The sequence below is a fragment of the Pseudomonas sp. VA159-2 genome (genome assembly GCF_024126635.1).
In the GTDB taxonomy this organism is placed as follows: domain Bacteria; phylum Pseudomonadota; class Gammaproteobacteria; order Pseudomonadales; family Pseudomonadaceae; genus Aquipseudomonas; species Aquipseudomonas muyukensis.
In genome coordinates, this window is the sequence record NZ_JAMYBV010000011.1 from 79,009 (window position 1) to 103,771 (window position 24,763).

Genomic DNA, 24,763 nt, shown 5'->3' on the forward strand with positions numbered 1-24,763 from the left:
CCGGCAATCCGTGCAGTGTTGCTGGAGTTCCGGGGCTGCGTTGCAGCCCTTTCGCGACGCAAGGCCGCTCCCACACCATTGAAACCTGCCCCGCCCCGCCCCATCTAAGCACCATAGCCATTCACGCAGGTGCCCCATGAGCGACCAGCAGGATTTCCCGGAACACCCCGACGAACACAGCGCAGTCGATCACCTCGATCCCGCGGCCGAACCCGGCCACCATCTCGCCCTGCCCGGCCAGCAGCTGCCGGAAAAGGTCTATGTGATCCCGATCCACAACCGCCCGTTCTTCCCCGCGCAGGTACTGCCGGTGATCGTCAACGAAGAACCCTGGGCCGAAACCCTCGACCTGGTCGCCAAGACCCCGCACCATTCGCTGGCGCTGTTCTTCATGGACACCCCGGCCGAAGACCACCGCCACTTCGACACCCAGGCCCTGCCCGAATACGGCACCCTGGTGAGGGTGCATCACGCCAGCCGCGAAGGCGGCAAGCTGCAGTTCGTCGCCCAGGGCCTGACCCGGGTGCGCATCCGCACCTGGCTCAAGCACCATCGCCCGCCCTACCTGGTCGAAGTGGAGTACCCGCGCCAGCCCGCCGAGCCCACCGACGAGGTGAAGGCCTACGGCATGGCCCTGATCAACGCGATCAAGGAGCTGCTGCCGCTCAACCCGCTGTACAGCGAAGAGTTGAAGAACTACCTCAACCGCTTCAGCCCCAACGACCCGTCGCCGCTCACCGACTTCGCCGCCGCCCTGACCTCGGCCACCGGCAACCAGTTGCAGGAAGTGCTCGACTGCGTGCCCATGCTCAAGCGCATGGAGAAGGTGCTGCCGATGTTGCGCAAGGAGGTCGAGGTCGCGCGCCTGCAGAACGAGATTTCCGCGGAGGTAAACCGGCAGATCGGCGAACATCAGCGTGAGTTCTTCCTCAAGGAACAGCTCAAGGTCATCCAGCAGGAACTCGGCCTGACCAAGGACGACCGCAGCGCCGACCTGGAGCAGTTCGAGCAGCGCCTGCAAGGCAAGACCCTGCCCGACCAGGCGCAAAAGCGCATCGACGAAGAAATGGGCAAGCTGGCCATCCTCGAGACCGGCTCGCCGGAGTACGCCGTCACCCGCAACTACCTCGAATGGGCCACCGCCCTGCCCTGGGGCGTGTACGGCAAGGACAAGCTCGATCTCAAGCACGCGCGCAAGGTGCTCGACCGCCACCACGCCGGGCTCGACGACATCAAGGCGCGTATCCTCGAGTTCCTCGCCGTCGGCGCCTGGAAGGGTGAGATCAGCGGTTCCATCGTGCTGCTGGTGGGCCCGCCCGGGGTGGGCAAGACCAGCATCGGCAAGTCCATCGCCGAATCCCTTGGCCGGCCGTTCTACCGTTTCAGTGTCGGCGGCATGCGCGACGAGGCCGAGATCAAGGGCCACCGCCGCACCTACATCGGCGCCCAGCCGGGCAAGCTGGTGCAGGCGCTGAAGGAGGTCGAGGTGATGAACCCGGTGATCATGCTCGACGAGATCGACAAGATGGGCCAGAGCTACCAGGGCGACCCGGCCTCGGCACTGCTGGAAACCCTCGACCCCGAGCAGAACGTCGACTTCCTCGACCACTACCTGGACCTGCGCCTGGACCTGTCCAAGGTCTTGTTCGTCTGTACCGCCAACACCCTCGACTCGATCCCCGGCCCATTGCTCGACCGCATGGAAGTGATCCGCCTGTCCGGCTATATCACCGAAGAGAAGCTGGCCATCGCCAAGCGCCACCTGTGGCCCAAGCAGCTGGACAAGGCCGGCGTGGCCAAGACCAGCCTGAGCATCAACGACGCCGCCCTGCGCGCGGTGATCGAGGGCTACGCCCGCGAGGCTGGCGTACGCCAGCTGGAAAAACAGCTGGGCAAGCTGGTGCGCAAGTCGGTGGTCAAGCTGTTGGAGGATCCCGACGCCAAGCTCAAGATCGCCGCCAAGGACCTCGAGCCCGCCCTGGGCATGCCGGTGTTCCGCAGCGAGCAGGTGCTGGCCGGCAAGGGCGTGATCACCGGCCTGGCCTGGACCAGCATGGGTGGCGCGACCCTGCCGATCGAGGCCACGCACATCCACAGCCTGAACCGCGGCCTCAAGCTCACCGGGCAGTTGGGGGAAGTGATGAAGGAATCGGCAGAAATCGCCTACAGCTACATCAGCTCGAACCTCAAGCAGTTCGGCGGTACGCCGGGTTACTTCAACGAAGCCTTCATTCACCTGCACGTACCCGAAGGCGCCACGCCCAAGGACGGCCCCAGCGCCGGGGTGACCATGGCCAGCGCCCTGCTGTCCCTGGCCCGCGATCAAGCGCCGAAAAAAGGCGTGGCCATGACCGGCGAGCTGACCTTGACCGGCCAGGTGCTGCCGATTGGCGGAGTACGCGAGAAAGTGATCGCCGCGCGGCGGCAGAAGATCTTCGAGCTGATCCTGCCTGAGGCCAACCGCGGTGATTTCGCCGAGCTGCCGGATTACTTGAAGGAAGGGCTGACCGTGCACTTCGCCAAGCGCTTCGCCGACGTCGCGAAGGTGCTGTTCTGATCACCCTGCCGGATGCGCCTGAGGGTTTGCACATCTCCCTGTAGGAGCGGCCTTGTGTCGCGAAAGGGCCGCAAAGCGGCCCCAGCTATCTCCAAGTGAGCCAGAGATCCTTGGGGCGCTGCGCACCCCTTTCGCGACACAAGGCCGCTCCTACAGGGATCGCGCGTGGCAATAGGGCGCCAACACTGCCATCACAAACTTTCACCGGCTTCGGTTATCCTCAGGCCATTCCAGCTTCAGGAGCCAACATGTCCCTACCTCGCCTGCTCGTTCCCGCCGCCCTTGCCTTGCTCGCCGCCTGCGCCCAGCAGCCACAACGTACTGTCGAACTGGACGGCGAAAGCGAATGCCCCAAGCGCCTGGTCGTCGGCCAGAGCATGACCCTCACCCTGCCCAGCAACCCCACCACCGGCTATCGCTGGCTGGTGCAGAACCCCGCCTCGGAGATCCTGCGCAGCCTCGGCCCCGAGGTGTACAACTCCCCTGAGCAAGCCGGCCTCGTCGGCAGCGGCGGATTGTCCACCTGGCGCTTCCAGGCCAAGGCCGCAGGCGAGGGCCACCTGATCCTGGTCTACCAGCAACCTTGGGCCCCGGAAGTGCGCCCGGTGCAGACCTTCGATTGCGCCATCCGCGTGCTGTGAACGGACGGCGCCGGTCAGCCAGTCATGCAAGCGCGCCGCGGTTTGGCTAGAATGCCGCCCCTGTAGATTGCCAGCCGCCTGGACCCACCGTGAGCAAACAACCCGACCGCCTATTCGCCCAACCCCTGGAGCAGGTGCCTGACTTCGTCTTCAACGAAGACGTGGTGCAGGTGTTCCCGGACATGATCAAGCGCTCGGTGCCCGGTTACCCGACCATCGTCGAGAACCTGGGCGTGCTGGCCGCGCGCTTCGCCCAGCCGCACTCGGCGCTGTACGACCTCGGCGCCTCGCTGGGCGCGGTGAGCCAGGCCCTGCGCCGGCACGTGCGCGCCGAGGGTTGCCGGGTGATCGCGGTGGACAACTCCGCGGCCATGGTCGAACGCTGCCGCCAGTACCTCACCGCCCAGGACTCGATGTTCCAGGAGCTGCTGGCGGTGCAGGTGGTCGAGGCCGACATTCTCAGCCTGCCCTTCGAGCCTGCCTCGGTGGTGGCGATGAACTTCACCCTGCAGTTCATCGCCCCCGAACAGCGCCTCGAGCTGCTCGGGCGCATCCGCCAGGCCCTGTTGCCCGGCGGCGCGCTGATCCTCTCGGAAAAACTGCGTTTCGCCGACGAGCAGCAACAGCAACTGCTCAACGACCTGCACCTGGACTTCAAGCGGGCCAATGGCTACAGCGAACTGGAAATTGCCCAGAAACGCAGCGCCATCGAGCACGTGATGAAGCCCGACACCCTGGAAACCCATCAGCAGCGCCTGCGCGCCGCCGGGTTCTCCAAGGTGGTGCCCTGGTTCCAATGCCTCAACTTCGCCTCGCTGATAGCCCTGCCATGATCGATCTGTCCCCCCTCGTCCGCCGCCTGGCGGGCACGCCCCTTGCCACCTGGTCCCAGGGCCTGCAGGCGCAACTCGCAACCAAGCTGGAAAAGGGCCACGGCGACCTCGATCGCTGGCGCGGCGCCCTCGAGGCACTGCCACGCCTGACGCCCAGCGAAATCGACCTGGTCGACGGGCTGCGCCTGGATTGCCCCTGCGACGATGCCACCCGGGCGCAGATGCGCCAGGCACTGATGGGCCTGTCGCCCTGGCGCAAGGGCCCGTTCGAGCTGTTTGGCGTGCATGTCGACACCGAATGGCGCTCGGACTGGAAATGGTCACGGGTCGCCCCGCACCTGGACCTCAAGGGCAAGCGCGTGCTCGACGTTGGCTGCGGCAATGGCTACTACCAGTGGCGCATGCTCGGTGCCGGCGCCGACATGGTCATCGGCGTCGACCCCAACTGGCTGTTCTTCTGCCAGTTCCAGGCGGTGCAGCAGTACCTGCCTGAGCTCCCGGCCTGGCACCTGCCGTTCGCCCTGGAGGAACTGCCGGCCAACCTCGAAGGCTTCGACACCGTGTTCTCCATGGGCGTGTTCTACCACCGTCGCTCGCCCATCGAGCACCTGTTGGCACTCAAGGACTGCCTGGTCAAGGGCGGCGAGCTGGTACTGGAAACCCTGGTGATCGAAGGTGACGAAAACCAGGTACTGGTGCCCGAGGACCGCTACGCACAGATGCGCAACGTGTGGTTCCTGCCGTCGGTACCGGCGCTGGAGCGCTGGCTGCGCCGCGCCGGCTTCAGCGATGTGCGCTGCGTCGACGTCAGCGTTACCAGCGTCGAGGAACAGCGCAGCACCGAGTGGATGCGCTACCAGTCCCTCGGCGACTTCCTCGACCCGGCCGACCACGGCAAGACCCTCGAAGGCCTGCCGGCACCGCGCCGCGCCACCCTGCTGGCGCGCAAATAAAAAAGGCGCCCCAAAGGGCGCCGCAAGCCCCCTGCGCCGTGGAGCTGTCGCGGCGCAGGGGTGTACGACTCAATCCTTGGCCAGCTCGCGGGCCTTCTCCTCGGCCTTGCGTTCGCGCTCGGCCACGGCCTGTTGCTGGTCGCCATGCAGGCGCGCCTGGTCATCGCGGAACGCCTGCCAGAATTGCTTCGAACGCTCCGCGCCACCCTCGGCGAAAACGCTGGTGCTGCCCAGGGCGAGGGTCGCCAGCAGCAGGTACTTGGTCAGGTTCATCGTGCTTGCCTCGTGCTAACCGTATCGACAGGGCCAGCATGCCAAGGCGCAGCTAACAGCAAGGTGAGCCAGACATTACAGTGCTGCAAGGTCAGGTGCATTCGCCAGCAAGGCTGGCTCCTACAGTGTTGCCGCCGATCCTGTAGGAGCCAGCCTTGCTGGCGAACGCGGCGGGCCCTGTCACCCAGATGACCCCCACATTACAAATACGCAATCCCCGCCGCTTGCCCATTCGCATCCAGTAACATCCCCAGCGCTTGACCCTGATGTCGCTACAGGGTCGAGAATCGTCCCCCTTTCTCCGAACCGAGCCCGAGCATGCGCCTACTGATCATCGAGGACGAACCGCGTACCGCCGACTACTTGCAGCAAGGCCTGCGCGAGAACGGCTATGTGGTCGACTGTGCCCACACCGGCACCGACGGCCTGCACCTGGCCCGTCAGCAGGCCTATGACCTGGTGATCCTCGACGTCAACCTGCCCGAGCTGGACGGCTGGGGCGTGTTGCAGCGCCTGCGCGCCGAGTCCGCCACGCGGATCATGATGCTCACCGCCCACGGCCGCCTGGCCGACCGGGTCAAGGGCCTGGACCTGGGCGCCGACGACTACCTGCTCAAGCCGTTCGAGTTCCCCGAGCTGCTGGCACGCATCCGCAGCCTGCTGCGGCGCAACGACCAGCACCTGCAGCCGAGCACGCTGAAGGTCGCCGACCTGGAGCTCGATCCCGGCCGTCACCGCGCCTGGCGCGGCGGCCAGCGCATCGACCTGACCGCCAAGGAGTTCGCCCTGCTGCACCTGCTGATGCGCCAGAGCGGCGAGGTGCTGTCACGCACGCAGATCATCTCGCTGGTGTGGGACATGAACTTCGACTGCGACACCAACGTGGTGGAAGTGTCGATCCGCCGCCTGCGGGCGAAGATCGACGACCCGTTCGAGGACAAGCTGATCCACACCCTGCGCGGCGTCGGCTATGTACTCGAGGCCCGCGCGTGAAGCGCTCGAGCCTGTCGCTGCGCCTGGGCCTGACCGTCACCCTGATGGGCGCGGCGCTGGTGCTGCTGCTCGCCACCCTGGCGGTGTTCGCCCTCGACCACGAACTGGACAGCCGCGCGCGCAAGGACCTGGCGCGCAAGATGCAGCAGGTCGAGCACAACCTGCGGGTCGACCTGCGCAGCGACGACCTCGGCGCCCGCGCCCACCCGCTGCTCGACCTGGTCATGGGCCATGACAACCTCAGCCTCAGCGTGCTGGCGGTCAACGGCCGCCACCCGGCCCTGCTCAGCCTGGGCCCGGCGTTGCAGTCGCAGCAGCTGCTGGCCCTGGATGCCGCCAACCGGCTGACCTTTCACGCCTGGCGCGACGGCGACGACAACCAGATCCTCACCGCCAGCCGCCTGATGCGCCTGCGCGACGACACCCCGGTCAAGGTGCTGATGTCGCTCAACCGCCGCGACGACAACAGCCTGCTGCAAGCCTACCTGCACTCGACCCTGCTGGCCCTGCCGCTGCTGCTGCTACTGATCGGCATCGCCGCCTGGAAGCTGGTGCAACGCGGCCTGCGACCACTGCGCCACTTTCGCCGGATCGCCGGGCAGGTCTCGGCCCACGACCTCGCCCACCGCCTGCCCGACAGCGGCCTGCCGGCGGAGCTGGCCGAGCTGGCCCGGGCCATCAACGTGATGCTCGACCGCCTCGACCAGGGCGTGCGCCAGCTGTCGCAGTTTTCCGATGACCTGGCCCATGAACTGCGCACACCGATCGGCAACCTGATGGGCAAGGCCCAGGTCACCCTGGCCCGCGAGCGCGATGGCGACAAGTACCGCGAGGCGCTGGAAGACAGCGTCGAGGAACTGACCCGGCTCAGCCGCATCATCAACGACATGCTGTTCCTCGCCCAGGTCAGCCAGCCGCAAACCCAGGTGGCGCTGGTGCCGGTGGCGCTGGCAGACGAGGTGGCCCGGGTCAGCGAGCTGTTCGCCTGCAGCGCCGAGCTCAAGGGGATTTCCCTGCACCTGCAAGGCTGGGGCACGGCGCTGGCCGACAAGCTTATGTTCCAGCGCGCCCTGTCCAACCTGCTGAGCAATGCGATACGCCATGGCCCGCAGGGCAAGCCGGTGGCCGTTGGCATCGAGCGGCAAGGCAACGAGATGGCCGTATGGGTAGAGAACCAGGGCACAGGTATCGGCGAGGCGCACCTGCCGCACCTGTTCGAGCGCTTCTACCGGGCAGGCGCCGGGCGTTCAAGGCTGGAGGGCGGCACCGGGCTGGGTTTGGCGATCGTGAAATCGATCATGCAGTTGCATGAGGGGCGCGTCGAGGTGAGCAGCCAGGCCGCTGGGCCGACGCGGTTTACCCTGGTCTTCAAGGCCGAGTGACGGCATGGCGGGACAAACCCGCTCCCACAAGGCGCAAACCACTGCTTGCGGGAGCGGGCTTGCCCCGCGACTGGCTTAGCGCGAGGCCGCGACGATCAGCGCTTTCATCTCGGCCACCGCGGCCTTGAAGCCGACGAACAGCGCATGGGCCACCAGCGCATGGCCGATGTTCAGCTCGTTGATGCCCTGGATTGCCGCCACCGCCTCGACGTTGTGGTAGTGCAGGCCATGGCCGGCATTGACGATCAGCCCTTGGCCGACGCCGAAGGCCACGCCATCCTTGATGCGCTGCAACTCGTCGGCCACTTCGCTCGGGGTTTGGGCATCGGCGTAGCGGCCAGTGTGCAACTCGATGGCGGGGGCGCCGACACGGCGCGAGGCCTCGATCTGCCGTTCGTCGGCGTCGATGAACAGCGACACCTCGGCGCCGGTGCGCGCGAGGCGCTCCACCGCGGCCTTGATCCGGGCTTCTTGGCCGGCAACGTCCAGGCCGCCTTCGGTGGTCAATTCCTGACGGGTTTCCGGCACCAGGCAAATGTGCGCCGGACGGATCTTCTCGGCGAACGCCATCATTTCTTCGGTGACGCCCATCTCGAAGTTCATGCGGGTCTGCAGCACGTCCTTGAGCAACAGCACGTCGCGCTCCTGGATATGCCGGCGGTCTTCGCGCAGGTGCACGGTGATGCCATCGGCACCCGCCTCCTCGGCGTCCAGGGCGGCCTTGACCGGGTCCGGATAGCGGGTGCCCCGGGCCTGGCGCAGGGTCGCCACGTGGTCGATGTTGACGCCGAGAAGCATGCGGTTGCTGTGAGTCACGAAGGGGCACTCCTGAGGGTTGAGGCCGACAGCATACGTGCTGATCAGCGCTTGCGAAACAGTTCCCGGCTGACCAGCGGCTTGGGCCCCAGGTGCACCGCCAGGGCCTGGCGCATCAGGCGCTTGGCGGCAAGCAACGTGCCGGGAGCCTCCCACTCGGCCTGGGCCAGGGCCAGCAGCTCGGCCCCCTTGAACAGGCCGGGCTGGAACAGCTCGACGCGCTCAAGGCCTGCGTCCACCTGCAAGCGGTACAGGCCATCGCCGACCACCGGCAGGCCGTTGGCGTCGTGATCCAGGGCGAAGGCATAGCCCAGCTCGTCCAGCAGGCGCCATTCGAACGAGCGCAGCAGCGGCTCCAGCGGCCGGCCGGCGGCCAGGGCCTGAAGGGTCAGGGTGTAGTGTTCGAACAGCGCCGGATGCGGCGCCTCGGCGGGCAGCAGGCGCATCAGCAGTTCGTTGAGGTAGAGGCCGCTGAACAACGCGTCGCCGTGCAGCCAGGCAGCGATACCGCTGCTGTCCAGGCGCCCGACGTTCTTCAGCTCGCCACGCCCGCGCAGCTCGACTTCCAGCGGCACGAACGGGCGCACCAAGCTGCCACCCTTGCCCCGCGCCCGGCGCAGCACCGCTCGCACTCGCCCCTGGGGGGTGAGGAAGTCCACCAGCGCGCTGGTTTCCTTGTAGGCGCGGCTGTGCAGCACGTAGGCGGGTTGGGCGGCTGGTTGTTCCATGACAATCTCTGAACCCAGGTTTGACGCCCCTCCTGTAGGAGCGGCCTTGTGTCGCGAAAGGGCCGCGCAGCGGCCCCTGGGATCTACGTATTAGTCGAGATCTGGGGGCCGCTGCGCAGCCCTTCGCGACACAAGGCCGCTCCTACAGGAGGGAGTACGGGGCTTACAGGTCGCCGTAGCCCAGCGAACGCAGGGCGCGCTCGTCGTCGGACCAGCCGCCTTTCACCTTGACCCAGAGGTTGAGCATGACCTTGGAGTCGAACAGCACTTCCATGTCCTTGCGCGCCTCGGAACCGATGCGCTTGATACGCTCGCCCTTGTCGCCGATGATGATTTTCTTCTGCCCGTCACGCTCGACCAGGATCAGCGCATGGATGTGCAGCACATGGCCCTGCTGCTTGAATTCCTCGATTTCCACGGTGATCTGGTACGGCAGCTCGGCACCGAGCTGGCGCATGATTTTCTCGCGTACCAGCTCGGCGGCGAGGAAACGGCTGCTGCGATCGGTGATCTGGTCTTCGGGGAAAAAGTGCTCGTTTTCCGGCAGGTGCTTGGCGATCTGGGCTTCCAGCGCTTCGAGGTTATGCCCCTGCTGCGCGGAAATCGGCATCACTTCGGCGTTCGGCAGTTGCTCCTGCAGCCATTGCAGGTGCGGGATCAGCTCGGCCTTCTCTTCCATGCGGTCGGTCTTGTTGACCGCGATGATCAGCGGGCCGGTCACGTACTGCACACGCTCCAGCACAAGCTGGTCCTCGTCGGTCCACTTGGTACGGTCGACCACGAAAATGACCACGTCGACGTCCTTCAGGGCCGCCGAGGCATTGCGGTTCATGTAGCGGTTCAGGGCCTTGTCGTTGGCCTTGTGCATGCCGGGGGTGTCGACGTAGATCGCCTGCACGTCACCTTCGGTCTTGATGCCGAGCATGTTGTGGCGGGTGGTCTGCGGCTTGCGCGAGGTGATCGCCAGCTTCTGCCCGAGGATGTGGTTGAGCAGCGTGGACTTGCCCACGTTGGGGCGACCGACGATGGCGACATAGCCGCAGCGGGTCGAAGTGTTCTCAGTCATTGCCATTCTCCACGCCCAGGGCGATCAATGCGGCGGCAGCGGCGACCTGCTCGGCGATACGCCGGCTGACGCCCTGCCCACGGCTTTTCTTGTTCAGCAGCACCACTTCGCATTCGACGAAGAAGGTCCGGCAGTGCGGTTCGCCCTGGATATCCACCACTTCGTAGCGCGGCAGGTCGCAGGCACGCGACTGCAGGAACTCCTGCAGGCGGGTCTTGGGGTCCTTGTTGGTGTCGACGAGCGTGAGGCCGTCGAACTCGTCGGTCAGCCAGGCCAGGATACGCTCGCGGGCGGTCTGCATGTCGGCGTCCTGGTAGATCGCACCGATCAGCGCCTCGAGGGCGTCGGCAAGGATCGACTCGCGACGGAAACCACCGCTCTTGAGCTCGCCCGAGCCCAGGCGCAGGTACTCGCCCAGGTCGAAGCCACGGGCCAGGCGGGCCAGGGTCTCACCCTTGACCAGGCGTGCGCGCAGGCGCGACAGCTGGCCTTCGCGGGCCTGTGGAAAGCGCTCGAACAGCGCCTCGCCGACCACGAAATTGAGGATGGCATCGCCGAGGAACTCCAGGCGCTCGTTATTGCGCCCGGCATAGCTGCGATGGGTCAGGGCCAGCAGCATCTGGTCCTGGTTCTTGAAGGTGTAGCCGAGCTTGCGCTCCAGGCGATCAAGGGAAGCACTCATGGGGCCACCCCGGCAATGTTCAACGCGTTGTTCAAATCAACATCCTGAAAGACGGTTTGACTGTGGTCCTGCGCCGGCAACGGCGAAAGCCCTCGCTCCCTGAGAACACAGCCTATGTCATAAATGCAAGCGGCGCCGTCCGTGGACAGCGCCGTCGTTACTCAATGGATCAGCCCGACCCGCGACAGGTTCGGGAAGTGGCTGAGTTTCGGCTCCGGCCAGCTCATCCAGACCGCGAAAGCCTTGCCGACGATATTGCGGTCCGGAACCATGCCGTGCAGTTCCTTGGGAATGTTCGGATCGTCCCAGAAACGGCTGTCGTTGGAGTTGTCGCGGTTGTCACCCATCATGAAGTAGTGACCCGCCGGCACGGTCCATTGCTGGTCCGGCGGCATGCGGTAGCGGGTCATTTCCTTGCGGATCAGGTGCTCGGCTTCGCCGAGTTTCTCCTTGTACAGCTCGGCGCTGCCCAGCGTGCCCGGCTCGCTGCCGACCAACTGCTCGGCAATCGACTGGCCGTTGACGAACAGGCGCTTGTCGCTGGTATAGCGGATCACGTCGCCCGGCAGGCCGACCACACGCTTGATGTAGTTGACGTTCGGGTCGCTGGGATAGCGGAATACCATCACATCCCCGCGCTGCGGGTCACCGACCTCGATGACCTTCTTGTCGATCACCGGCAGGCGGATGCCGTAGGAGAACTTGTTCACCAGGATGAAGTCGCCCACTTCCAGCGTCGGCTTCATCGAGCCCGACGGGATCTGGAACGGCTCCACCAGGAACGAGCGCAGCACCAGCACGATGAACAGCACCGGGAAGAACGACTTGCCGTATTCAACCAGCAAGGGCTCCTTGTTCAGGCGTTCGACCACGGCCAGTTCGGGCTGGCTGACGCTGCCCTGGTAGTTGGCGATCGCCGCGCGCCGGCGCGGGGCCAGGAACAGCAGGTCGAGCAGACCCAACAGACCGCAGACGGCAACGGCGATGACGAGCAACAGCGGGAAATTTAGCGACATAGGACCTAGCTATCCAACCTGAGCACGGCGAGGAAGGCTTCCTGTGGAATCTCCACGTTACCCACCTGTTTCATGCGTTTCTTACCGGCCTTCTGCTTCTCCAGCAGTTTCTTCTTACGGCTGACGTCACCACCGTAGCACTTGGCCAGTACGTTCTTTCTGAGCGCCTTGACGGTCGTCCGCGCGATGATCTGGCCGCCAATGGCTGCCTGGATCGCCACGTCGAACATTTGCCGAGGGATCAGTTCCTTCATTTTCTCGGTCAACGCACGGCCTTTGTAGGCCGCGTTGTCGCGGTGCACGATCAGCGCCAGGGCATCGACCTTGTCGCCGTTGATCAGCACATCCAGCTTGACCAGGTTGGCCGACTGGTAGCGGTCGAAATGGTAGTCCAGCGACGCGTAGCCGCGGCTGGTGGACTTGAGACGGTCGAAGAAGTCCAGCACCACCTCGTTCATCGGCATGTCATAGCGCACCTGCACCTGGCTGCCGAGGAACTGCATGTCGCGCTGCACGCCGCGTTTCTCGATGCACAGGGTGATGACGTTACCCAGGTGCTCCTGCGGCACCAGGATGGTCGCGGTGACGATCGGCTCGCGGAAGTCGGCGACCGCCGAGACGTCCGGCAGCTTCGATGGGTTGTCGACGACGATGGTTTCGCCGGTCTTGAGCTCGAGCTCGTAGATCACGCTTGGCGCGGTGGTGATCAGGTCCAGGTCGTATTCGCGCTCCAGGCGCTCCTGGATGATCTCCATGTGCAGCATGCCGAGGAAGCCGCAGCGGAAGCCGAAGCCCAGGGCGTCGGAGCTTTCCGGCATGTATTGCAGCGACGAGTCGTTCAGGGTCAGCTTCTGCAGGGCGTCGCGGAAGTCCTCGAAGTCGTCGGAGCTGACCGGGAACAGGCCGGCGTAGACCTGTGGCTGGATCTTCTTGAAGCCCGGCAGCACTTCGACTTCCGGGGTGTTGGACAGGGTCAGGGTGTCGCCCACCGGGGCGCCATGAATGTCCTTGATGCTGGCGATGATGAAGCCCACTTCACCGGCCTTCAGGTCGGCGGTCTGGGTGTGTTTCGGGGTGAACACACCGACGCTGTCGACCAGGTGCACCTTGCCGGTGGACTTGACCAGGATCTTGTCGCCTTTCTTGACGCGGCCGTGGCGCACGCGCACCAGCGAGACCACGCCCAGGTAGTTGTCGAACCAGGAGTCGATGATCAGCGCCTGCAGCGGCGCGTCGATCTCACCCTCTGGCGCGGGGATGGTCTGTACCAGGCGCTCGAGCACCTCGTCCACGCCCATGCCGCTCTTGGCGCTGCAAGCCACGGCGTCGGTGGCGTCGATGCCGATGATCTTCTCGATCTCGTCCTTGACGCGGTCCGGGTCGGCCTGGGGCAGGTCCATCTTGTTCAGCACCGGCATGACTTCCAGGCCCTGCTCGATGGCGGTGTAGCAGTTGGCCACGGACTGGGCCTCGACGCCTTGGCCTGCGTCGACCACCAGCAGCGCGCCTTCACAGGCCGCCAGCGAACGCGAGACTTCGTAGGTGAAGTCGACGTGGCCTGGGGTGTCGATGAAGTTCAGCTGGTAGACCTTGCCGTCCTGCGCCTTGTAGTTGAGCGTGACGCTGTGGGCCTTGATGGTGATGCCGCGTTCGCGCTCCAGGTCCATGGAGTCGAGGACCTGGGCTTCCATTTCGCGCGCCGACAGGCCACCGCACATCTGGATGAAACGGTCGGCCAGCGTCGACTTGCCATGGTCGATGTGGGCGATGATGGAGAAATTGCGGATATGACTCAAATCACTCACGGGTCAACACTCGAAAAGGCTGCGAGCCGGACGCCCGCCGAAAAATAGCCGGGAATTGTACCTCAAGCTGCGGGGATATGGGAGATTCCTCTATCAGTTGCGCCCGTGTTCGCCGGCAAGGCCGGCTCCTACAGCATTTGCAGCCTGCCCGGTCCCGTAGGAGCCAGCCTTGCTGGCGAAGCAGGCAACGCGATGGATGGATGACGCCCACCTGGAACAGGGGCTGATTGTTTGCTTTACGAAAAAAGGCAGCCGAAGCTGCCCTTTTCCTACCCTTTATCCCGCTTATTCAGCCAACTTGAAGGTAATGAAGCTGGCGCGCCCCTGACGCAGCACGCGCATCGACACCGAACGGTTCTTCGGCAGCTCCTTGGCGATTTCGGTGAACTGCTTGGCCGAGATGATCGCCTGGTTGTTCAGGTGGCTGATGACATCGCCCGGACGCAGGCCGATCAACGCTGCCGGGCCGTCCTGGACTTCCTTGATGACCACGCCGCCCTTGAGCTCCAGGGACTTTTTCTGCTCGGCCGTCAGGTCGGTGACCGAAACGCCAAGGCGATTGCTGCTGCGCTCGGCGCCACCCTGGCCGCCGGTGCCAATGTCGGCATCCTCTTCTGGCAAGGCACCAACGGTGATGTCGAGGTTCTGGCGTTTGCCGTTGCGGATGATCTCAAGCTTGGCCTTGGCGCCATCCTTGAGGCTGCCCACCAGGTGCGGCAAGTCGGCGGACATGACGATCGGCTGGCCGTTCATGCTCAGGATCACGTCGCCCACCTGCAGGCCGCCCTTGGCTGCCGGGCCGTCTTCCAGCACCTGGGCCACCAGCGCGCCGGCCGGCTTGTCCAGGCCGAACGACTCGGCCAGGTCCTTGTTGACCTCCTGGATCACCACGCCAAGCCAGCCGCGGCTGACCTTGCCGTCTTTTTTCAGCTGGTTGGACACATCCAGCGCCACGTCGATCGGGATGGCGAACGACAGGCCCATGAAGCCGCCGGAGCGGGTGAAGATCTGCGAGTTGATGCCCACCACCTCGCCTTTCATGTTGAACAGCGGGCCACCAGAGTTGCCCGGGTTGATGGCCACGTCGGTCTGGATGAACGGCACATAGGTGTCGTTGGGCAGGGTGCGCCCCTTGGCGCTGACGATGCCCTTGGTCACCGAGTGGTCGAAGCCGAACGGCGAACCGATGGCCAATACCCACTCACCGACCTTGAGTTTTTCCGAATCGCCCAGCTTGACGATCGGCAGGTTCTTGCCTTCGACCTTGAGCAGGGCCACGTCGGTGCGCGGGTCGGTGCCGACCAGCTTGGCCTGCAGCTCGCTGCGATCGGACAGGCGGACGATGATCTCGTCGGCGTCGGCGACCACGTGGTTGTTGGTCAGCACGTAGCCGTCGCTGGAAATGATGAAGCCCGAGCCCAGCGACTGGGCCTCACGCTGGCGGTCGCCGCGAGGCGAACGTGGTTGCTGCGGCATGTTGCGCTCGAAGAACTCGCGGAACATCGGCGGCAGGCCTTCGAGGTCGGGCATCTGCCCGGCGGCGACGCGGCGGTCCGGCAGCTTTTGCTTGGTACTGATGTTGACCACCGCCGGCGAGGCCTGCTCGACCAGGGTGGTGAAGTCCGGCAGGGACTCCTCGGCCTGGGCGCTGAGCACCTGGCCGAGCATGAGCACGGCGGCGAACATCGATAGGTAGGTTTTCAAGCGTGGTATTGACATACGGCTCCCGTCACAACGAGCGTAGTTAACAGTAAGGTCCCTGCAAACGCAGGAAAGGCCAGACTCCGAGAAGCCTGACCTATAGAAAATTTGCGGCTGGATTGCAAATGACAATGCTTTAATTTCATGTCAGCTCTGTGTAACAAGAGCTGTCAAAGGCTGTGCCGTCATTGCCGGGCCTGAACATCCTGGGCCCGCATCGACAGGGCGACGCGCTCGGCGGTACCCAACGGGATCTCCCCGACCACCGTGACCATCACCTTGCCTTTGGGGGTGTTCAGCCGTCGCGAAACGGCAACGGTCGGGCCCAGCTGGGCACGGGTGTCGACGCCGGACTCGTTGCCGATGGGTTCGAGGAACACCGAGAAGCGGGCCAGGCCGTCGTCGTACATCAGGCTGCTGACCGTGTGCTTGCTCGAGGGATCACGACGCTGCGCGCTGTTGACCAGCTCGAAACCCGGCGGCAGCCAGTCCGAGCGCCAGCCGGCGACGGCCAGGGCCGCATTGGAAGCGCCTCGTTCGACCGGCTTGCAGGCGGCGCTGGCCGTGAGGTCGGCGGCGCTGGGCGAGGTGTCTGTGTCCAGGCGGGTCATCTGGAAACGTTCGAGCAACTGGCCCTTGTCGTTGAGCATCAACGAGCGCAGCGGCAGGCCGGAACGGCGGTCCAGGTGCAATTCGAAGGCGTAGCGATGCTGGTCGCGCGGAGTCAGCGTGACGATCACCGCGTCGCGCCCGGCGACGCGTGACTTGCCCGCCACGCTCAGGTCGTACCAGCTCATCAGTTTCAGGGGATCGAGCACACGCGGCGCGGAATCGGGGGGCGTGCCCACACCGCTGGCCAGGTCGCCACTGACGCATTGCACCTTGCCATCGACCCGCACGATTTCCTGGGCCGAGCCGTCGAGCTGCAACAGCCGCTCGCTGACTTTGCCGTCCTGGACGCGATGCCAGATATCGTGGGTTGAAAAGCTGCCGTTGCGTTCGTAGACAAAGGCGCCCTGGTAACTCTGCGCCTGTTCGGCCCGTGCCAGCTTGTTCAGCCACTCGCTCGCCTCAGGCGAGGAGTTGGCTGCCAATGCCTGCACCGTCAGGCTGCTGCCGAGCAGCAGCGACAGGAGAGGTAGCGCGCGCATGATCCTCCTTACTTAGCGGTTTTCCAGGCTGGCGGCGCGAGCGTAGGGCAGTGCGGTCTCGTTGCCCTTGAGCGCGGACTCCTGGGCGTGCTGGCGCAGGTAGCCTGGCAGGCGCTGATCCCAGCCGGCCTGGTTCTGCAGCACACCGTTGGCCATCGGCCCGGTGGGTTGTTCACTGCCTTCACTATAGCCTGCCAGAACGGCCGGACCCTGTGCCTGCGGCATGCTCAGGCCCTGCTGGGCAGGCTGCTGGGCGGCAAGTTCGGCACCGCTGATCTCGTCCTGGTTGTAAAAGCGCACCCCGGCCAGCACGGCGACGGTCACCGAGGCGGCCACGGCCAGGCGGCCGATGCTGCGCCAAGGGCCCTGCTTGACCTTGGCCGGCACGGCCTCGTCGGCCAGCGCCGCAGACACCGCCGAGGCGATATCCAGCTTGGGCAGCAGCACTTCCTTGTGCATGGCAGCGCGGGCTACCTGGTAACGCGACCAGGTGGCACGGGTTTCGGCATCGTCGGCTGCGTTCAGCACGCGACGCAATTCAAGTTCGTCCGCTTCGTTATCCATCACCGCGGACAGCGATTCCTGCAAAGCTTCACGACTCATGGCGGTTCCTCTCTTGGCTGTCGCCGCTGTCTCAGGTTTCCTGCAACAAAGGTTGCAGGGCTTTGTCTATGGCCTCCCGAGCGCGGAAGATTCGAGAGCGCACGGTACCCACCGGACATTGCATGACACTGGCAATGTCTTCGTAACTCAGTCCATCGAACTCGCGCAGCGTCAATGCTGTACGCAGGTCTTCCGGCAGTTGCTGGATGGTGCGATGGACAGTGCCTTCGATTTCATCCCGCAACAACGCGCGCTCTGGGGACTCGAGATCCTTGAGACCATGATCGCCGTCGTAAAACTCCGCATCCTCGGAGCTCACATCGCTGTCTGGTGGCCGTCTTCCACGGGATACCAGGTAGTTCTTCGCCGTGTTGATGGCGATGCGGTACAGCCAGGTATAGAACGCACTGTCACCGCGAAAATTCCCAAGCGCCCGGTACGCCTTGATGAAGGCTTCCTGCGCCACGTCCTGCGCTTCATGGGTGTCGTGAACAAAACGCACGATCAACCCGAGAATCTTGTGCTGATACTTCAGCACCAACAGATCGAACGCTCGCCTGTCGCCGCGTTGCACACGCTCGACAAGCTGCTGATCCTCTTCCTGGGTTAGCATGAACACTCCTCGGTGGTCTCGAAGGAGCGTTGCAATAGCCATCGTTCAGGCTTGCAACCATAGACTCGGGCTTTGCGCAAAAGTTCTCCCCTCCAAGCAAGTTTCCTGCGGCCCTTGGTCGGCTCGCAAGGAAGACGCAGCGCGGTCACGGCCGGCTGCGTCGATAATCTGGTCTCATGTACGCAGGTGTCAGCCCAAGATAGAGCTGCCGCCCTGCATCGCCTCGGCAAACTGTGAGGTATGGGCAGCCTTCATAGGATTTCCCAGGGTATCGGAAAGTTCCACGAAGATCGTCGTAACCTGCGCAAGCGCCATTGGAAATCAGGCACCTGGGGCTGCTATAAAGGCATCCCGGTCTGCTTTCACGATAGTTTCACAGTGCCATCTGCGCTCGACTATTGTGCCGTGCCCCCTCCAAAGATTACTAGTGTCCCGACATGAGCCAACAATTCCAACATGATGTCCTGGTGATCGGCAGTGGTGCCGCCGGTCTCAGCCTGGCACTGAACCTTCCTGGCCACCTGCGCATCGCCGTGCTGAGCAAGGGCGACCTGGCCAACGGTTCGACCTTCTGGGCCCAGGGCGGCGTCGCCGCGGTGCTCGACGACACCGATACCGTGCAGTCCCATGTCGAGGACACCCTCAACGCCGGCGGCGGCCTGTGCCATGAAGACGCCGTGCGTTTCACCGTCGAGCACAGCCGCGAGGCCATCCAGTGGCTGATCGAGCAGGGCGTGCCGTTCACCCGCGACGAACACCACAGTGTCGACGACGGTGGCTTCGAGTTCCACCTCACCCGCGAGGGCGGGCATAGCCACCGGCGCATCATCCATGCCGCCGACGCCACTGGCGCGGCGATTTTCAAGACCCTGCTCGACCAGGCCCGTCAGCGTCCGAACATCGAGTTGCTGGAGCAGCGCGTGGCGGTCGACCTGATCACCGAGCGGCGCCTGGGCCTTGCGGGCGAGCGTTGCCTGGGCGCCTACGTGCTCAACCGCAACAGCGGCGAAGTCGACACCTTTGGCGCGCGCTTCACCGTGCTGGCCACCGGCGGCGCGGCCAAGGTCTACCTCTATACCAGCAACCCCGATGGTGCCTGTGGCGATGGCATCGCCATGGCCTGGCGCGCCGGCTGTAGGGTTGCCAACCTTGAGTTCAACCAGTTCCACCCCACCTGCCTGTACCACCCGCAAGCCAAGAGCTTTCTGATAACCGAGGCCCTGCGCGGCGAGGGGGCGCTGCTGCGCCTGCCCAATGGCGAGCGCTTCATGCCCCGTTTCGACCCCCGTGAAGAACTGGCGCCACGGGATATCGTCGCCCGCGCCATCGACCACGAGATGAAGCGCCTGGGCGTGGACTGCGTATACCTGGACATCAGCCACAAACCGGCTGATTTCATCAAGAGCCACTTCCCCACGGTGCATGAACGCTGCCTGGCCTTCGGCATCGACATCACCCGCCAGCCGATCCCGGTGGTGCCCGCGGCCCACTACACCTGCGGCGGGGTGATGGTCGACGCGCGCGGCCACACCGACGTGCCTGGCCTGTACGCCATTGGCGAAACCAGTTTTACCGGCCTGCATGGCGCCAACCGCATGGCCAGCAACTCGCTGCTCGAGTGTTTCGTCTATGGCCGCGCGGCGGCCGCCGACATCGAGGCGCACCTGGCAGCGGTGGCGATGCCGCACGCCCTGCCCTGCTGGGACGCAAGCCAGGTCACCGACTCGGACGAGGACGTGATCATCGCGCACAACTGGGACGAATTGCGGCGGTTCATGTGGGACTATGTCGGCATCGTGCGCACCAGCAAGCGCCTGCAACGCGCCGAACACCGGGTGCGCCTGCTGCTGGACGAAATCGATGAGTTCTACAGCAACTACAAGGTCAGCCGCGACCTCATCGAGCTGCGCAACCTGGCCCAGGTGGCCGAGCTGATGATCCGTTCGGCGATGCAGCGCAAGGAGAGCCGAGGGTTGCACTACACCCTGGATTACCCTGGCATGCTGCCCGAGGCCATGGACACCGTCCTCACGCCCACCCTCGTCTCGTAGGCGCCCGCCTTGCCGGCGAAGCAGACACCGCGGTGCATGGCACCGGCTGCGCCGGTGTTCGCCGGCAAGCCGGCGCCTACGGGGGATCATGCCAGGGGCCGGGGGCCATGCTCGCACCTCATCCCGATACCTCGGCCCAGCGCCGCCGGCTGTACTTCAGCCGCACCCGCAAGCGCCGATGCGCCTCCTGCCCCAACGCATCCCCTGGGATGCACTGCGCCTCGCTCCACCATCGGCCCTGGCGCACGAAGCGCAACACCACCAGCCCCGGCAACGCGACACTGTCACGGCACAAACGCACCGCCTGCCAGCCGCGCGCGCGGCTGTACAGGCGCCAACCACGCGTATCACGGCGCAAGCCGGTAATGGCCTGGGGATGGCTCAGCAGGATGCGACGGGGGATGGCCCAGCAGGCGTGGGCAAGGCAGGCGAGCGCCAGCAGGCAGCGCAGCCAGGCCGGCAAGGTGATTACCGCGAGGGTCGCCAGCGCCAGCGCCAAGCTGGCCAGGTAGGCCGTCAGCAGCCGGCGCGAGCCCTGCCAACGGCACTCGAATACTTCACTTGGGCTGGACACGGTCCAGGATGATGCGGACCATGCGTTGCAGCTCCGGATCTTCCGACTCGGTGCGCTCCATGAACCAGCCGAACATGTCCTGGTCTTCGCAGGTCAGCAGGCGACGGTACAGCTCGCGGTCGGTTTCGCTCAGGCTCGGGTAGACTTCCTGGGTGAAGGGGACCAGCAGCACGTCCAGTTCCAGCATGCCACGGCGGCTATGCCAGAAAAGCCGGTTGAGTTCAGTTTGTTCGACCATGGGGCCCTCCTCGAGTGGGCGCGCAGTATACCGCGCGGCGAACGAAGCGGCACAAGGCGTTGGTCTAGTCACCTACCTATTTTGTTACTGGCGTTCTATGATGGCCGCCAGTCTCTAGCTACCGCGATGACCCATGGCCGATTCCGCTTTCTTCTGTTCCCTCACCCATGAGGGCATCCTCGCCGTCCGCGGCTCCGACGCCGGCAAGTTCCTGCAAGGCCAGCTGACCTGCAACATCAATTACCTCAGCGACGATCATGCCGGCCTTGGCGCCCGCTGCATGGTCAAGGGCCGCATGCAGTCGAGCTTCCGTATCCTGCCCGAGGGCAACGGCTACCTGCTGGCCATGGCCGGCGAGCTGCTCGAGGCGCAACTGGCCGACCTGAAGAAGTACGCGGTGTTCTCCAAGGCCACCCTGGCCGACGAAAGCGCGGCCTGGGCGCGCTTCGGCCTGCAGCAAGGCGACAGTGCGCTTCGGGCACTGGGCCTGGCGGTGCCAGGCGAAGCCGGCGCTACCGTTCGCCATGAAGGCTTGATCGCCGTGACCGCCTCCACCGACCGCGTCGAACTTTGGGTACCCGCCGACCAGGCCGCCAGCGTCGCTGAGAAACTCGCGGCGCTGCTGCCCGCGGCTACGCTCAACGACTGGCTGCTGGGCCAGGTCCGCGCCGGCATCGGCCAGGTGATGGGCCCGACCCGCGAGCTGTTCATCCCACAGATGATCAACCTGCAAGCGGTCGATGGGGTCAGTTTCAAGAAAGGTTGCTATACCGGCCAGGAAATCGTCGCCCGCATGCAGTACCTGGGCAAGCTCAAACGCCGCCAATACCGCCTGGCGCTGGCCGAGACAGCGGTACCCGAGCCGGGCGCCGAGATTTTCTCGCCCACCCATGGCTCGTCGGTCGGCGAGGTGGTGATCGCTGCCAGCAGCGGCCATGCCGTCGAACTGCTGGCCGTGCTCAGCGCCGAGGCGGTCGCCGATGACAACCTGCACCTGGGCAGCCTGGAAGGCCCGCGCCTGACCTTGCTCGACCTGCCTTACGAACTGGACCGCGACCGGGAAATCCAGCGCTGACCAGCCCGCCCCGTGGTAACAGCGGGGCTGCACCACCATTGCCGTAGAGACGTTCATGAACAAGCTGGCCGAAATGGTCCAGGCGCAATTGCTCGCCGCCATCGACAAGGACGACCTGGTCCTGCCGACCCTGCCGGAAGTCGCCCTGAGCATCCGCGAAGCCGCCGAGGACAGCGATATCAGCGTGTCGGCCCTGAGCAAGGTGATCGGCCGGGATGCCGCGCTGTCGGCGCGCCTGATCAAGGTAGTCAACAGCCCGCTGATGCGCGCGGCGGTAGAGGTCACCGACCTGCACACCGCCATCACCCGCCTGGGCATCAACTACAGCTGCAACCTGGCCATCGGCCTGGTGATCGAGCAGATCTTCCATGCCCGGGCCCCGGCGGTAGAGCAAAAACTGCGTGATATATGGGCCAACAGCCTGGAAGTTGCAGGCATCAGCTATGAACTGTGCCGCCGCTACACCCAACTCAAGCCAGACCAGGCCACCCTCGGCGGCCTGGTCCACCAGATCGGCGCCCTGCCGGTGCTTATCTATGCCGAGGAGCACAACGAGCTGCTCTCCGACCCGGTCTGCTTGCACTTCGTGATCGAGCAGATCCAGCCGGTACTGGGCGACAAGATCCTCAGTGCCTGGGAATTTCCCGAACAGTTGATCACCCTGCCCGGCCAGGTGCAGGACCTGGACCGACGCACCGACCAGATCGACTACATCGACATCGTGCAGATCGCCCGCTGCATCAGCCAGCGCGGGCGCAGCCGGCCATTGGCGGCGTTGCCGGCCTATCGACACCTGGGGCTGCCGTTCGGTACCGAACTGGATATGCAAGAATTGCTCGATGCGCGCAGCCTGTTGCGTTGAACCGTCCGCCAGCGAGGCGGCCCAGTAGGCGCGGCTTCAGTCGGCGATGAAGCTCACCCGCACCTTCAACCCGCCCCGCTCGCCGTCATGCAAGCTGATCTGCGCCAGGTGCGCCCGGCAGATCTCGCCGACGATCGCCAGGCCCAAGCCGCTGCCCTGCGCGCTGCGCCGGTAGAAGCGCTCGAACACCCGCTCGCGCTCGGCCTCGGGAATCCCCGGCCCGTCGTCCTCGACCTCAAGCACTGCCGGCGCCAGCACCCGCAAGATCACATCGCCGCCCGGCGGGGTGTGCGCCAGGGCGTTGTCCACCAGGTTGCTGAGCAGCTCGTTGAGCAGGGTCGGCTCGCCCTTGAGCCACACCGGCGCCTCGGCCTCCAACGCCAGGGCCACGCCGCGGGCGTGGGCCAGCGGCGCCATGGCCATGCCCAGCTCGCGGGCCAGCTGGCTCAGGTCCAGGCGTTGGGCGCCGCCTTCGGCGATGGCGCGGGCGCCGTTCTCCACGCGCGCCATCGACAGCAACTGGTTGGCCAGGTGGGTCAGGCGGTCGGTGCCCTGGGCGGCGGCTTCCAGGGTGCTGCGCCATTCGCCTGGCTCGCGTGAACGCAAGCCCAGCTCGACACGCGCCTTGAGCGCCGCCAGCGGCGTGCGCAGCTCATGGGCGGCGTCGGCGATGAACTGCGCCTGGCGCTCGAACTGGCCGCGCAAGCGCTCGGTGAAATGGTTCAAGGCCCGTACCAGTGGCCCCAGTTCGCGCTGCACCTGCACCACCGGCAAGGCACGCAGGTCGTCCGGCTGACGCTCTTCCACCGCCGTGCGCAGGCGCTCCAGCGGACGCAGCGCGGCGCTGACCGCGAACCACACCATCACCAGCGCGCCGAGGGCCAGCATGCCCAGGCGCAACAGGGTGTCGGCCATCAGGCCCCGGGCCATGCGCACCCGCGCCTCTTCGGTCTCGGCCACGCGAATTTCGGCCATGCCGTTCATGTTCGGCTCGCTGACCGCCTTGAGCAGGCTGACCACGCGCACGTCCTGGCCGAGGTAGGTGGCGTTGTAGAAGCGCGCCAGGGCCGGGTAGTCGTCGGTGCGCGGCGTGCCCGGCGGTGGCGGTGGCAGGTGCTCGTAGCCGGAGATCAGCTTCTGCTGGATGTCCAGCACCTGGTAATAGATGCGCCCGGCGCTGTCGTAGGCGAAGGTATCCAGGGCCACGTAGGGCACATCCGCGCTGAGGGTGCCGTCGCGCTGCGACAAGCCGGCGGCGATGGTCCGGGCCGAGGCCAGCAGGGTGCGGTCGTAGGCGGTGTCGGCGGCTTCGCGGCCGTTCCAGTAGGCGCTCAGGCCGCTGGCCAGCATCAGCACCACCAACAGCAGCGCCAGGTTGCCCAGCAAGCGCCCGCGCAGGCTGCCGTTGTCACGCATCGCGGTGCTCGAGCAGGTAGCCCAGGCCGCGGAAGGTGACGATGTGCACCGGCTGGCCGTCGAGCTTCTTGCGCAGGCGGTGGATGTATATCTCGATGGCGTCGGGGCTGGCCTCCTCGTCCAGGCCGAATACCTGGGCGGCCAGTTGCTCCTTGCTCATCACCCGCCCTGGCCGGGCGATCAGCGCCTCGAGCACGCTCTGTTCGCGCTGGGTCAGGGTCAACGGCGCGTCCTCGAGGGTAAAACGCCGGGTATCCAGGTCGTAGACCAGCGGCCCGCAGCGCTGCTGGCGCTCGCCACCCAGCACGCTGCGGCGCAACAGCGCCTTGACCCGCGCCTCCAGCTCGGTCAGCTCGAAGGGCTTGGCCAGGTAGTCGTCGGCGCCCAGGTTCAGGCCATGCACGCGGTCCTTCACATCGCTGCGCGCGGTCAGCATCAGCACCGGCAAGGTCTTGCCGCGCCCGCGCAGGCGCGCCAGCACCTCGAAGCCGTCCAGCCGCGGCAGGCCCACATCGAGCACCGCCACGGCGTAGTCCTCGCTGGCCAGGGCCAGGTCGGCGGCCACGCCATCGTGCAGCACATCCACGGTCAAGCCCTGGCTCTTGAGGGCCTGGGCCACGCTTTCGGCCAGTTGCAGGTGGTCTTCGACCAGCAACACTCGCATCGGATTCTCCCTGCCCGGCATGGGCCTTTTGCGCGGAGTGTACCGCCGTGGCGAGGCCTGTGAAGCCCTC

24 protein-coding genes are annotated in these 24,763 nt (G+C 65.4%); 9 read left to right on the forward strand and 15 right to left on the reverse strand.

Annotated elements, in window-relative coordinates; all coding sequences use genetic code 11:
• Positions 1 to 136: 136 nt before the first annotated feature.
• The 4 genes from lon to cmoB all read left to right on the forward strand — a co-directional run bounded on the left by lon (position 137) and on the right by cmoB (position 4,984).
• Positions 137 to 2,557 (forward strand): endopeptidase La, encoded by a 2,421-nt coding sequence (gene lon / locus NJG22_RS13195; RefSeq protein WP_253095054.1) that lies wholly within the window; start codon positions 137 to 139, stop codon positions 2,555 to 2,557.
• A gap of 248 nt (positions 2,558 to 2,805) precedes the next feature.
• Positions 2,806 to 3,198 (forward strand): protease inhibitor I42 family protein, encoded by a 393-nt coding sequence (locus NJG22_RS13200; protein WP_253095056.1) that lies wholly within the window; start codon positions 2,806 to 2,808, stop codon positions 3,196 to 3,198.
• Positions 3,199 to 3,287: 89 nt separating this feature from the next.
• Complete coding sequence (cmoA, locus tag NJG22_RS13205; protein WP_253095058.1) at positions 3,288 to 4,031, forward strand: carboxy-S-adenosyl-L-methionine synthase CmoA; 744 nt, start codon at positions 3,288 to 3,290, stop codon at positions 4,029 to 4,031.
• A complete protein-coding gene (gene cmoB, locus NJG22_RS13210; RefSeq protein WP_217853274.1) occupies positions 4,028 to 4,984 on the forward strand; it encodes a tRNA 5-methoxyuridine(34)/uridine 5-oxyacetic acid(34) synthase CmoB in 957 nt (318 codons plus the stop codon). Before cmoA ends, cmoB begins: the two co-directional genes overlap by 4 nt.
• A 69-nt stretch (positions 4,985 to 5,053) precedes the next feature.
• Here the strand turns inward: cmoB and NJG22_RS13215 are convergent, their stop codons facing one another.
• On the reverse strand, positions 5,054 to 5,257 hold the full coding sequence (locus tag NJG22_RS13215) for a hypothetical protein (RefSeq protein WP_253095060.1): 204 nt from the start codon (positions 5,255 to 5,257) through the stop codon (positions 5,054 to 5,056).
• A gap of 318 nt (positions 5,258 to 5,575) precedes the next feature.
• On the opposite strand from NJG22_RS13215, the gene NJG22_RS13220 reads away from it, so the two are divergent.
• Together NJG22_RS13220 and NJG22_RS13225 are read left to right on the forward strand one after the other, a co-directional pair.
• Positions 5,576 to 6,250: a heavy metal response regulator transcription factor gene (locus NJG22_RS13220; protein ID WP_253095062.1), complete on the forward strand. Its 675-nt coding sequence runs from the start codon at positions 5,576 to 5,578 to the stop codon at positions 6,248 to 6,250.
• The gene (locus tag NJG22_RS13225) at positions 6,247 to 7,632 is read left to right on the forward strand and encodes a heavy metal sensor histidine kinase (protein WP_253095065.1); all 1,386 of its coding nucleotides are present in this window, start codon (positions 6,247 to 6,249) and stop codon (positions 7,630 to 7,632) included. The genes NJG22_RS13220 and NJG22_RS13225 overlap by 4 nt, the downstream gene beginning before the upstream one ends.
• A 75-nt stretch (positions 7,633 to 7,707) precedes the next feature.
• Here the strand turns inward: NJG22_RS13225 and pdxJ are convergent, their stop codons facing one another.
• The 10 genes from pdxJ to rpoE form a co-directional block, all read right to left on the reverse strand.
• Entirely contained in the window at positions 7,708 to 8,448 is a 741-nt protein-coding gene (pdxJ, locus tag NJG22_RS13230; RefSeq protein ID WP_253095070.1) for a pyridoxine 5'-phosphate synthase, read from the reverse strand.
• A 44-nt stretch (positions 8,449 to 8,492) separates the two neighbouring features.
• Complete coding sequence (recO, locus tag NJG22_RS13235; protein WP_253095074.1) at positions 8,493 to 9,176, reverse strand: DNA repair protein RecO; 684 nt, start codon at positions 9,174 to 9,176, stop codon at positions 8,493 to 8,495.
• Between the two features lie 163 nt (positions 9,177 to 9,339).
• Positions 9,340 to 10,242 (reverse strand): GTPase Era, encoded by a 903-nt coding sequence (gene era, locus NJG22_RS13240; protein ID WP_028690122.1) that lies wholly within the window; start codon positions 10,240 to 10,242, stop codon positions 9,340 to 9,342.
• Positions 10,235 to 10,924 (reverse strand): ribonuclease III, encoded by a 690-nt coding sequence (gene rnc, locus NJG22_RS13245; protein WP_134693448.1) that lies wholly within the window; start codon positions 10,922 to 10,924, stop codon positions 10,235 to 10,237. The genes era and rnc overlap by 8 nt, the downstream gene beginning before the upstream one ends.
• A gap of 161 nt (positions 10,925 to 11,085) precedes the next feature.
• Positions 11,086 to 11,940, reverse strand: a complete 855-nt coding sequence (gene lepB / locus NJG22_RS13250; protein WP_253095076.1) for a signal peptidase I — start codon at positions 11,938 to 11,940, stop codon at positions 11,086 to 11,088.
• A gap of 5 nt (positions 11,941 to 11,945) precedes the next feature.
• Positions 11,946 to 13,745 carry a translation elongation factor 4 gene (lepA, locus tag NJG22_RS13255; protein ID WP_253095078.1) on the reverse strand — a complete coding sequence of 600 codons (1,800 nt, stop codon included), beginning with the start codon at positions 13,743 to 13,745 and terminating at the stop codon, positions 11,946 to 11,948.
• 285 nt (positions 13,746 to 14,030) lie between these two features.
• Entirely contained in the window at positions 14,031 to 15,464 is a 1,434-nt protein-coding gene (locus tag NJG22_RS13260) for a DegQ family serine endoprotease (protein WP_217853268.1), read from the reverse strand.
• A 167-nt stretch (positions 15,465 to 15,631) separates the two neighbouring features.
• The gene (locus tag NJG22_RS13265) at positions 15,632 to 16,597 is read right to left on the reverse strand and encodes a MucB/RseB C-terminal domain-containing protein (protein ID WP_253095080.1); all 966 of its coding nucleotides are present in this window, start codon (positions 16,595 to 16,597) and stop codon (positions 15,632 to 15,634) included.
• A gap of 12 nt (positions 16,598 to 16,609) precedes the next feature.
• Complete coding sequence (locus NJG22_RS13270; RefSeq protein ID WP_253095082.1) at positions 16,610 to 17,200, reverse strand: RseA family anti-sigma factor; 591 nt, start codon at positions 17,198 to 17,200, stop codon at positions 16,610 to 16,612.
• Positions 17,201 to 17,231: 31 nt separating this feature from the next.
• Positions 17,232 to 17,813, reverse strand: coding sequence for an RNA polymerase sigma factor RpoE (gene rpoE, locus NJG22_RS13275; protein ID WP_010220971.1), 582 nt, complete (start codon positions 17,811 to 17,813; stop codon positions 17,232 to 17,234).
• 437 nt (positions 17,814 to 18,250) lie between these two features.
• Here rpoE and nadB point away from each other — a divergent pair, with 437 nt between their 5' ends.
• Positions 18,251 to 19,864, forward strand: a complete 1,614-nt coding sequence (nadB, locus tag NJG22_RS13280; RefSeq protein WP_253095084.1) for an L-aspartate oxidase — start codon at positions 18,251 to 18,253, stop codon at positions 19,862 to 19,864.
• Positions 19,865 to 19,982: 118 nt separating this feature from the next.
• On the opposite strand, the gene NJG22_RS13285 is transcribed toward nadB, so the two are convergent.
• Positions 19,983 to 20,438 carry a protein YgfX gene (locus tag NJG22_RS13285; protein WP_253095085.1) on the reverse strand — a complete coding sequence of 152 codons (456 nt, stop codon included), beginning with the start codon at positions 20,436 to 20,438 and terminating at the stop codon, positions 19,983 to 19,985.
• Entirely contained in the window at positions 20,422 to 20,676 is a 255-nt protein-coding gene (locus NJG22_RS13290; RefSeq protein ID WP_134691421.1) for a succinate dehydrogenase assembly factor 2, read from the reverse strand. Before NJG22_RS13290 ends, NJG22_RS13285 begins: the two co-directional genes overlap by 17 nt.
• A gap of 133 nt (positions 20,677 to 20,809) precedes the next feature.
• Here NJG22_RS13290 and NJG22_RS13295 point away from each other — a divergent pair, with 133 nt between their 5' ends.
• Together NJG22_RS13295 and NJG22_RS13300 are read left to right on the forward strand one after the other, a co-directional pair.
• The gene (locus NJG22_RS13295; RefSeq protein ID WP_253095088.1) at positions 20,810 to 21,751 is read left to right on the forward strand and encodes a folate-binding protein YgfZ; all 942 of its coding nucleotides are present in this window, start codon (positions 20,810 to 20,812) and stop codon (positions 21,749 to 21,751) included.
• 55 nt (positions 21,752 to 21,806) lie between these two features.
• Positions 21,807 to 22,613: an HDOD domain-containing protein gene (locus NJG22_RS13300; RefSeq protein WP_253095090.1), complete on the forward strand. Its 807-nt coding sequence runs from the start codon at positions 21,807 to 21,809 to the stop codon at positions 22,611 to 22,613.
• A 36-nt stretch (positions 22,614 to 22,649) separates the two neighbouring features.
• Here NJG22_RS13300 and NJG22_RS13305 read toward each other — a convergent pair whose 3' ends face one another.
• Together NJG22_RS13305 and NJG22_RS13310 are read right to left on the reverse strand one after the other, a co-directional pair.
• On the reverse strand, positions 22,650 to 24,029 hold the full coding sequence (locus NJG22_RS13305; protein ID WP_253095092.1) for a sensor histidine kinase: 1,380 nt from the start codon (positions 24,027 to 24,029) through the stop codon (positions 22,650 to 22,652).
• A complete protein-coding gene (locus tag NJG22_RS13310) occupies positions 24,022 to 24,693 on the reverse strand; it encodes a response regulator (protein ID WP_217853260.1) in 672 nt (223 codons plus the stop codon). The genes NJG22_RS13305 and NJG22_RS13310 overlap by 8 nt, the downstream gene beginning before the upstream one ends.
• Positions 24,694 to 24,763 lie beyond the last annotated feature (70 nt).

What these genes read in the sequence shown, in the direction of transcription:
- lepB (WP_253095076.1), bottom strand. Translation starts at nt 11,940, where the DNA reads ATGTCGCTAAATTTCCCGCTGTTGCTCGTCATCGCCGTTGCCGTCTGC.
- era (WP_028690122.1), bottom strand. Translation starts at nt 10,242, where the DNA reads ATGACTGAGAACACTTCGACCCGCTGCGGCTATGTCGCCATCGTCGGT.
- NJG22_RS13265 (WP_253095080.1), bottom strand. Translation starts at nt 16,597, where the DNA reads ATGCGCGCGCTACCTCTCCTGTCGCTGCTGCTCGGCAGCAGCCTGACG.
- lon (WP_253095054.1), top strand. Translation starts at nt 137, where the DNA reads ATGAGCGACCAGCAGGATTTCCCGGAACACCCCGACGAACACAGCGCA.
- nadB (WP_253095084.1), top strand. Translation starts at nt 18,251, where the DNA reads ATGAGCCAACAATTCCAACATGATGTCCTGGTGATCGGCAGTGGTGCC.
- NJG22_RS13310 (WP_217853260.1), bottom strand. Translation starts at nt 24,693, where the DNA reads ATGCGAGTGTTGCTGGTCGAAGACCACCTGCAACTGGCCGAAAGCGTG.
- NJG22_RS13215 (WP_253095060.1), bottom strand. Translation starts at nt 5,257, where the DNA reads ATGAACCTGACCAAGTACCTGCTGCTGGCGACCCTCGCCCTGGGCAGC.
- recO (WP_253095074.1), bottom strand. Translation starts at nt 9,176, where the DNA reads ATGGAACAACCAGCCGCCCAACCCGCCTACGTGCTGCACAGCCGCGCC.
- NJG22_RS13305 (WP_253095092.1), bottom strand. Translation starts at nt 24,029, where the DNA reads ATGCGTGACAACGGCAGCCTGCGCGGGCGCTTGCTGGGCAACCTGGCG.
- NJG22_RS13300 (WP_253095090.1), top strand. Translation starts at nt 21,807, where the DNA reads ATGAACAAGCTGGCCGAAATGGTCCAGGCGCAATTGCTCGCCGCCATC.
- rpoE (WP_010220971.1), bottom strand. Translation starts at nt 17,813, where the DNA reads ATGCTAACCCAGGAAGAGGATCAGCAGCTTGTCGAGCGTGTGCAACGC.
- rnc (WP_134693448.1), bottom strand. Translation starts at nt 10,924, where the DNA reads ATGAGTGCTTCCCTTGATCGCCTGGAGCGCAAGCTCGGCTACACCTTC.
- NJG22_RS13220 (WP_253095062.1), top strand. Translation starts at nt 5,576, where the DNA reads ATGCGCCTACTGATCATCGAGGACGAACCGCGTACCGCCGACTACTTG.
- NJG22_RS13200 (WP_253095056.1), top strand. Translation starts at nt 2,806, where the DNA reads ATGTCCCTACCTCGCCTGCTCGTTCCCGCCGCCCTTGCCTTGCTCGCC.
- NJG22_RS13290 (WP_134691421.1), bottom strand. Translation starts at nt 20,676, where the DNA reads ATGGTCGAACAAACTGAACTCAACCGGCTTTTCTGGCATAGCCGCCGT.
- cmoB (WP_217853274.1), top strand. Translation starts at nt 4,028, where the DNA reads ATGATCGATCTGTCCCCCCTCGTCCGCCGCCTGGCGGGCACGCCCCTT.
- NJG22_RS13270 (WP_253095082.1), bottom strand. Translation starts at nt 17,200, where the DNA reads ATGAGTCGTGAAGCTTTGCAGGAATCGCTGTCCGCGGTGATGGATAAC.
- NJG22_RS13260 (WP_217853268.1), bottom strand. Translation starts at nt 15,464, where the DNA reads ATGTCAATACCACGCTTGAAAACCTACCTATCGATGTTCGCCGCCGTG.
- NJG22_RS13295 (WP_253095088.1), top strand. Translation starts at nt 20,810, where the DNA reads ATGGCCGATTCCGCTTTCTTCTGTTCCCTCACCCATGAGGGCATCCTC.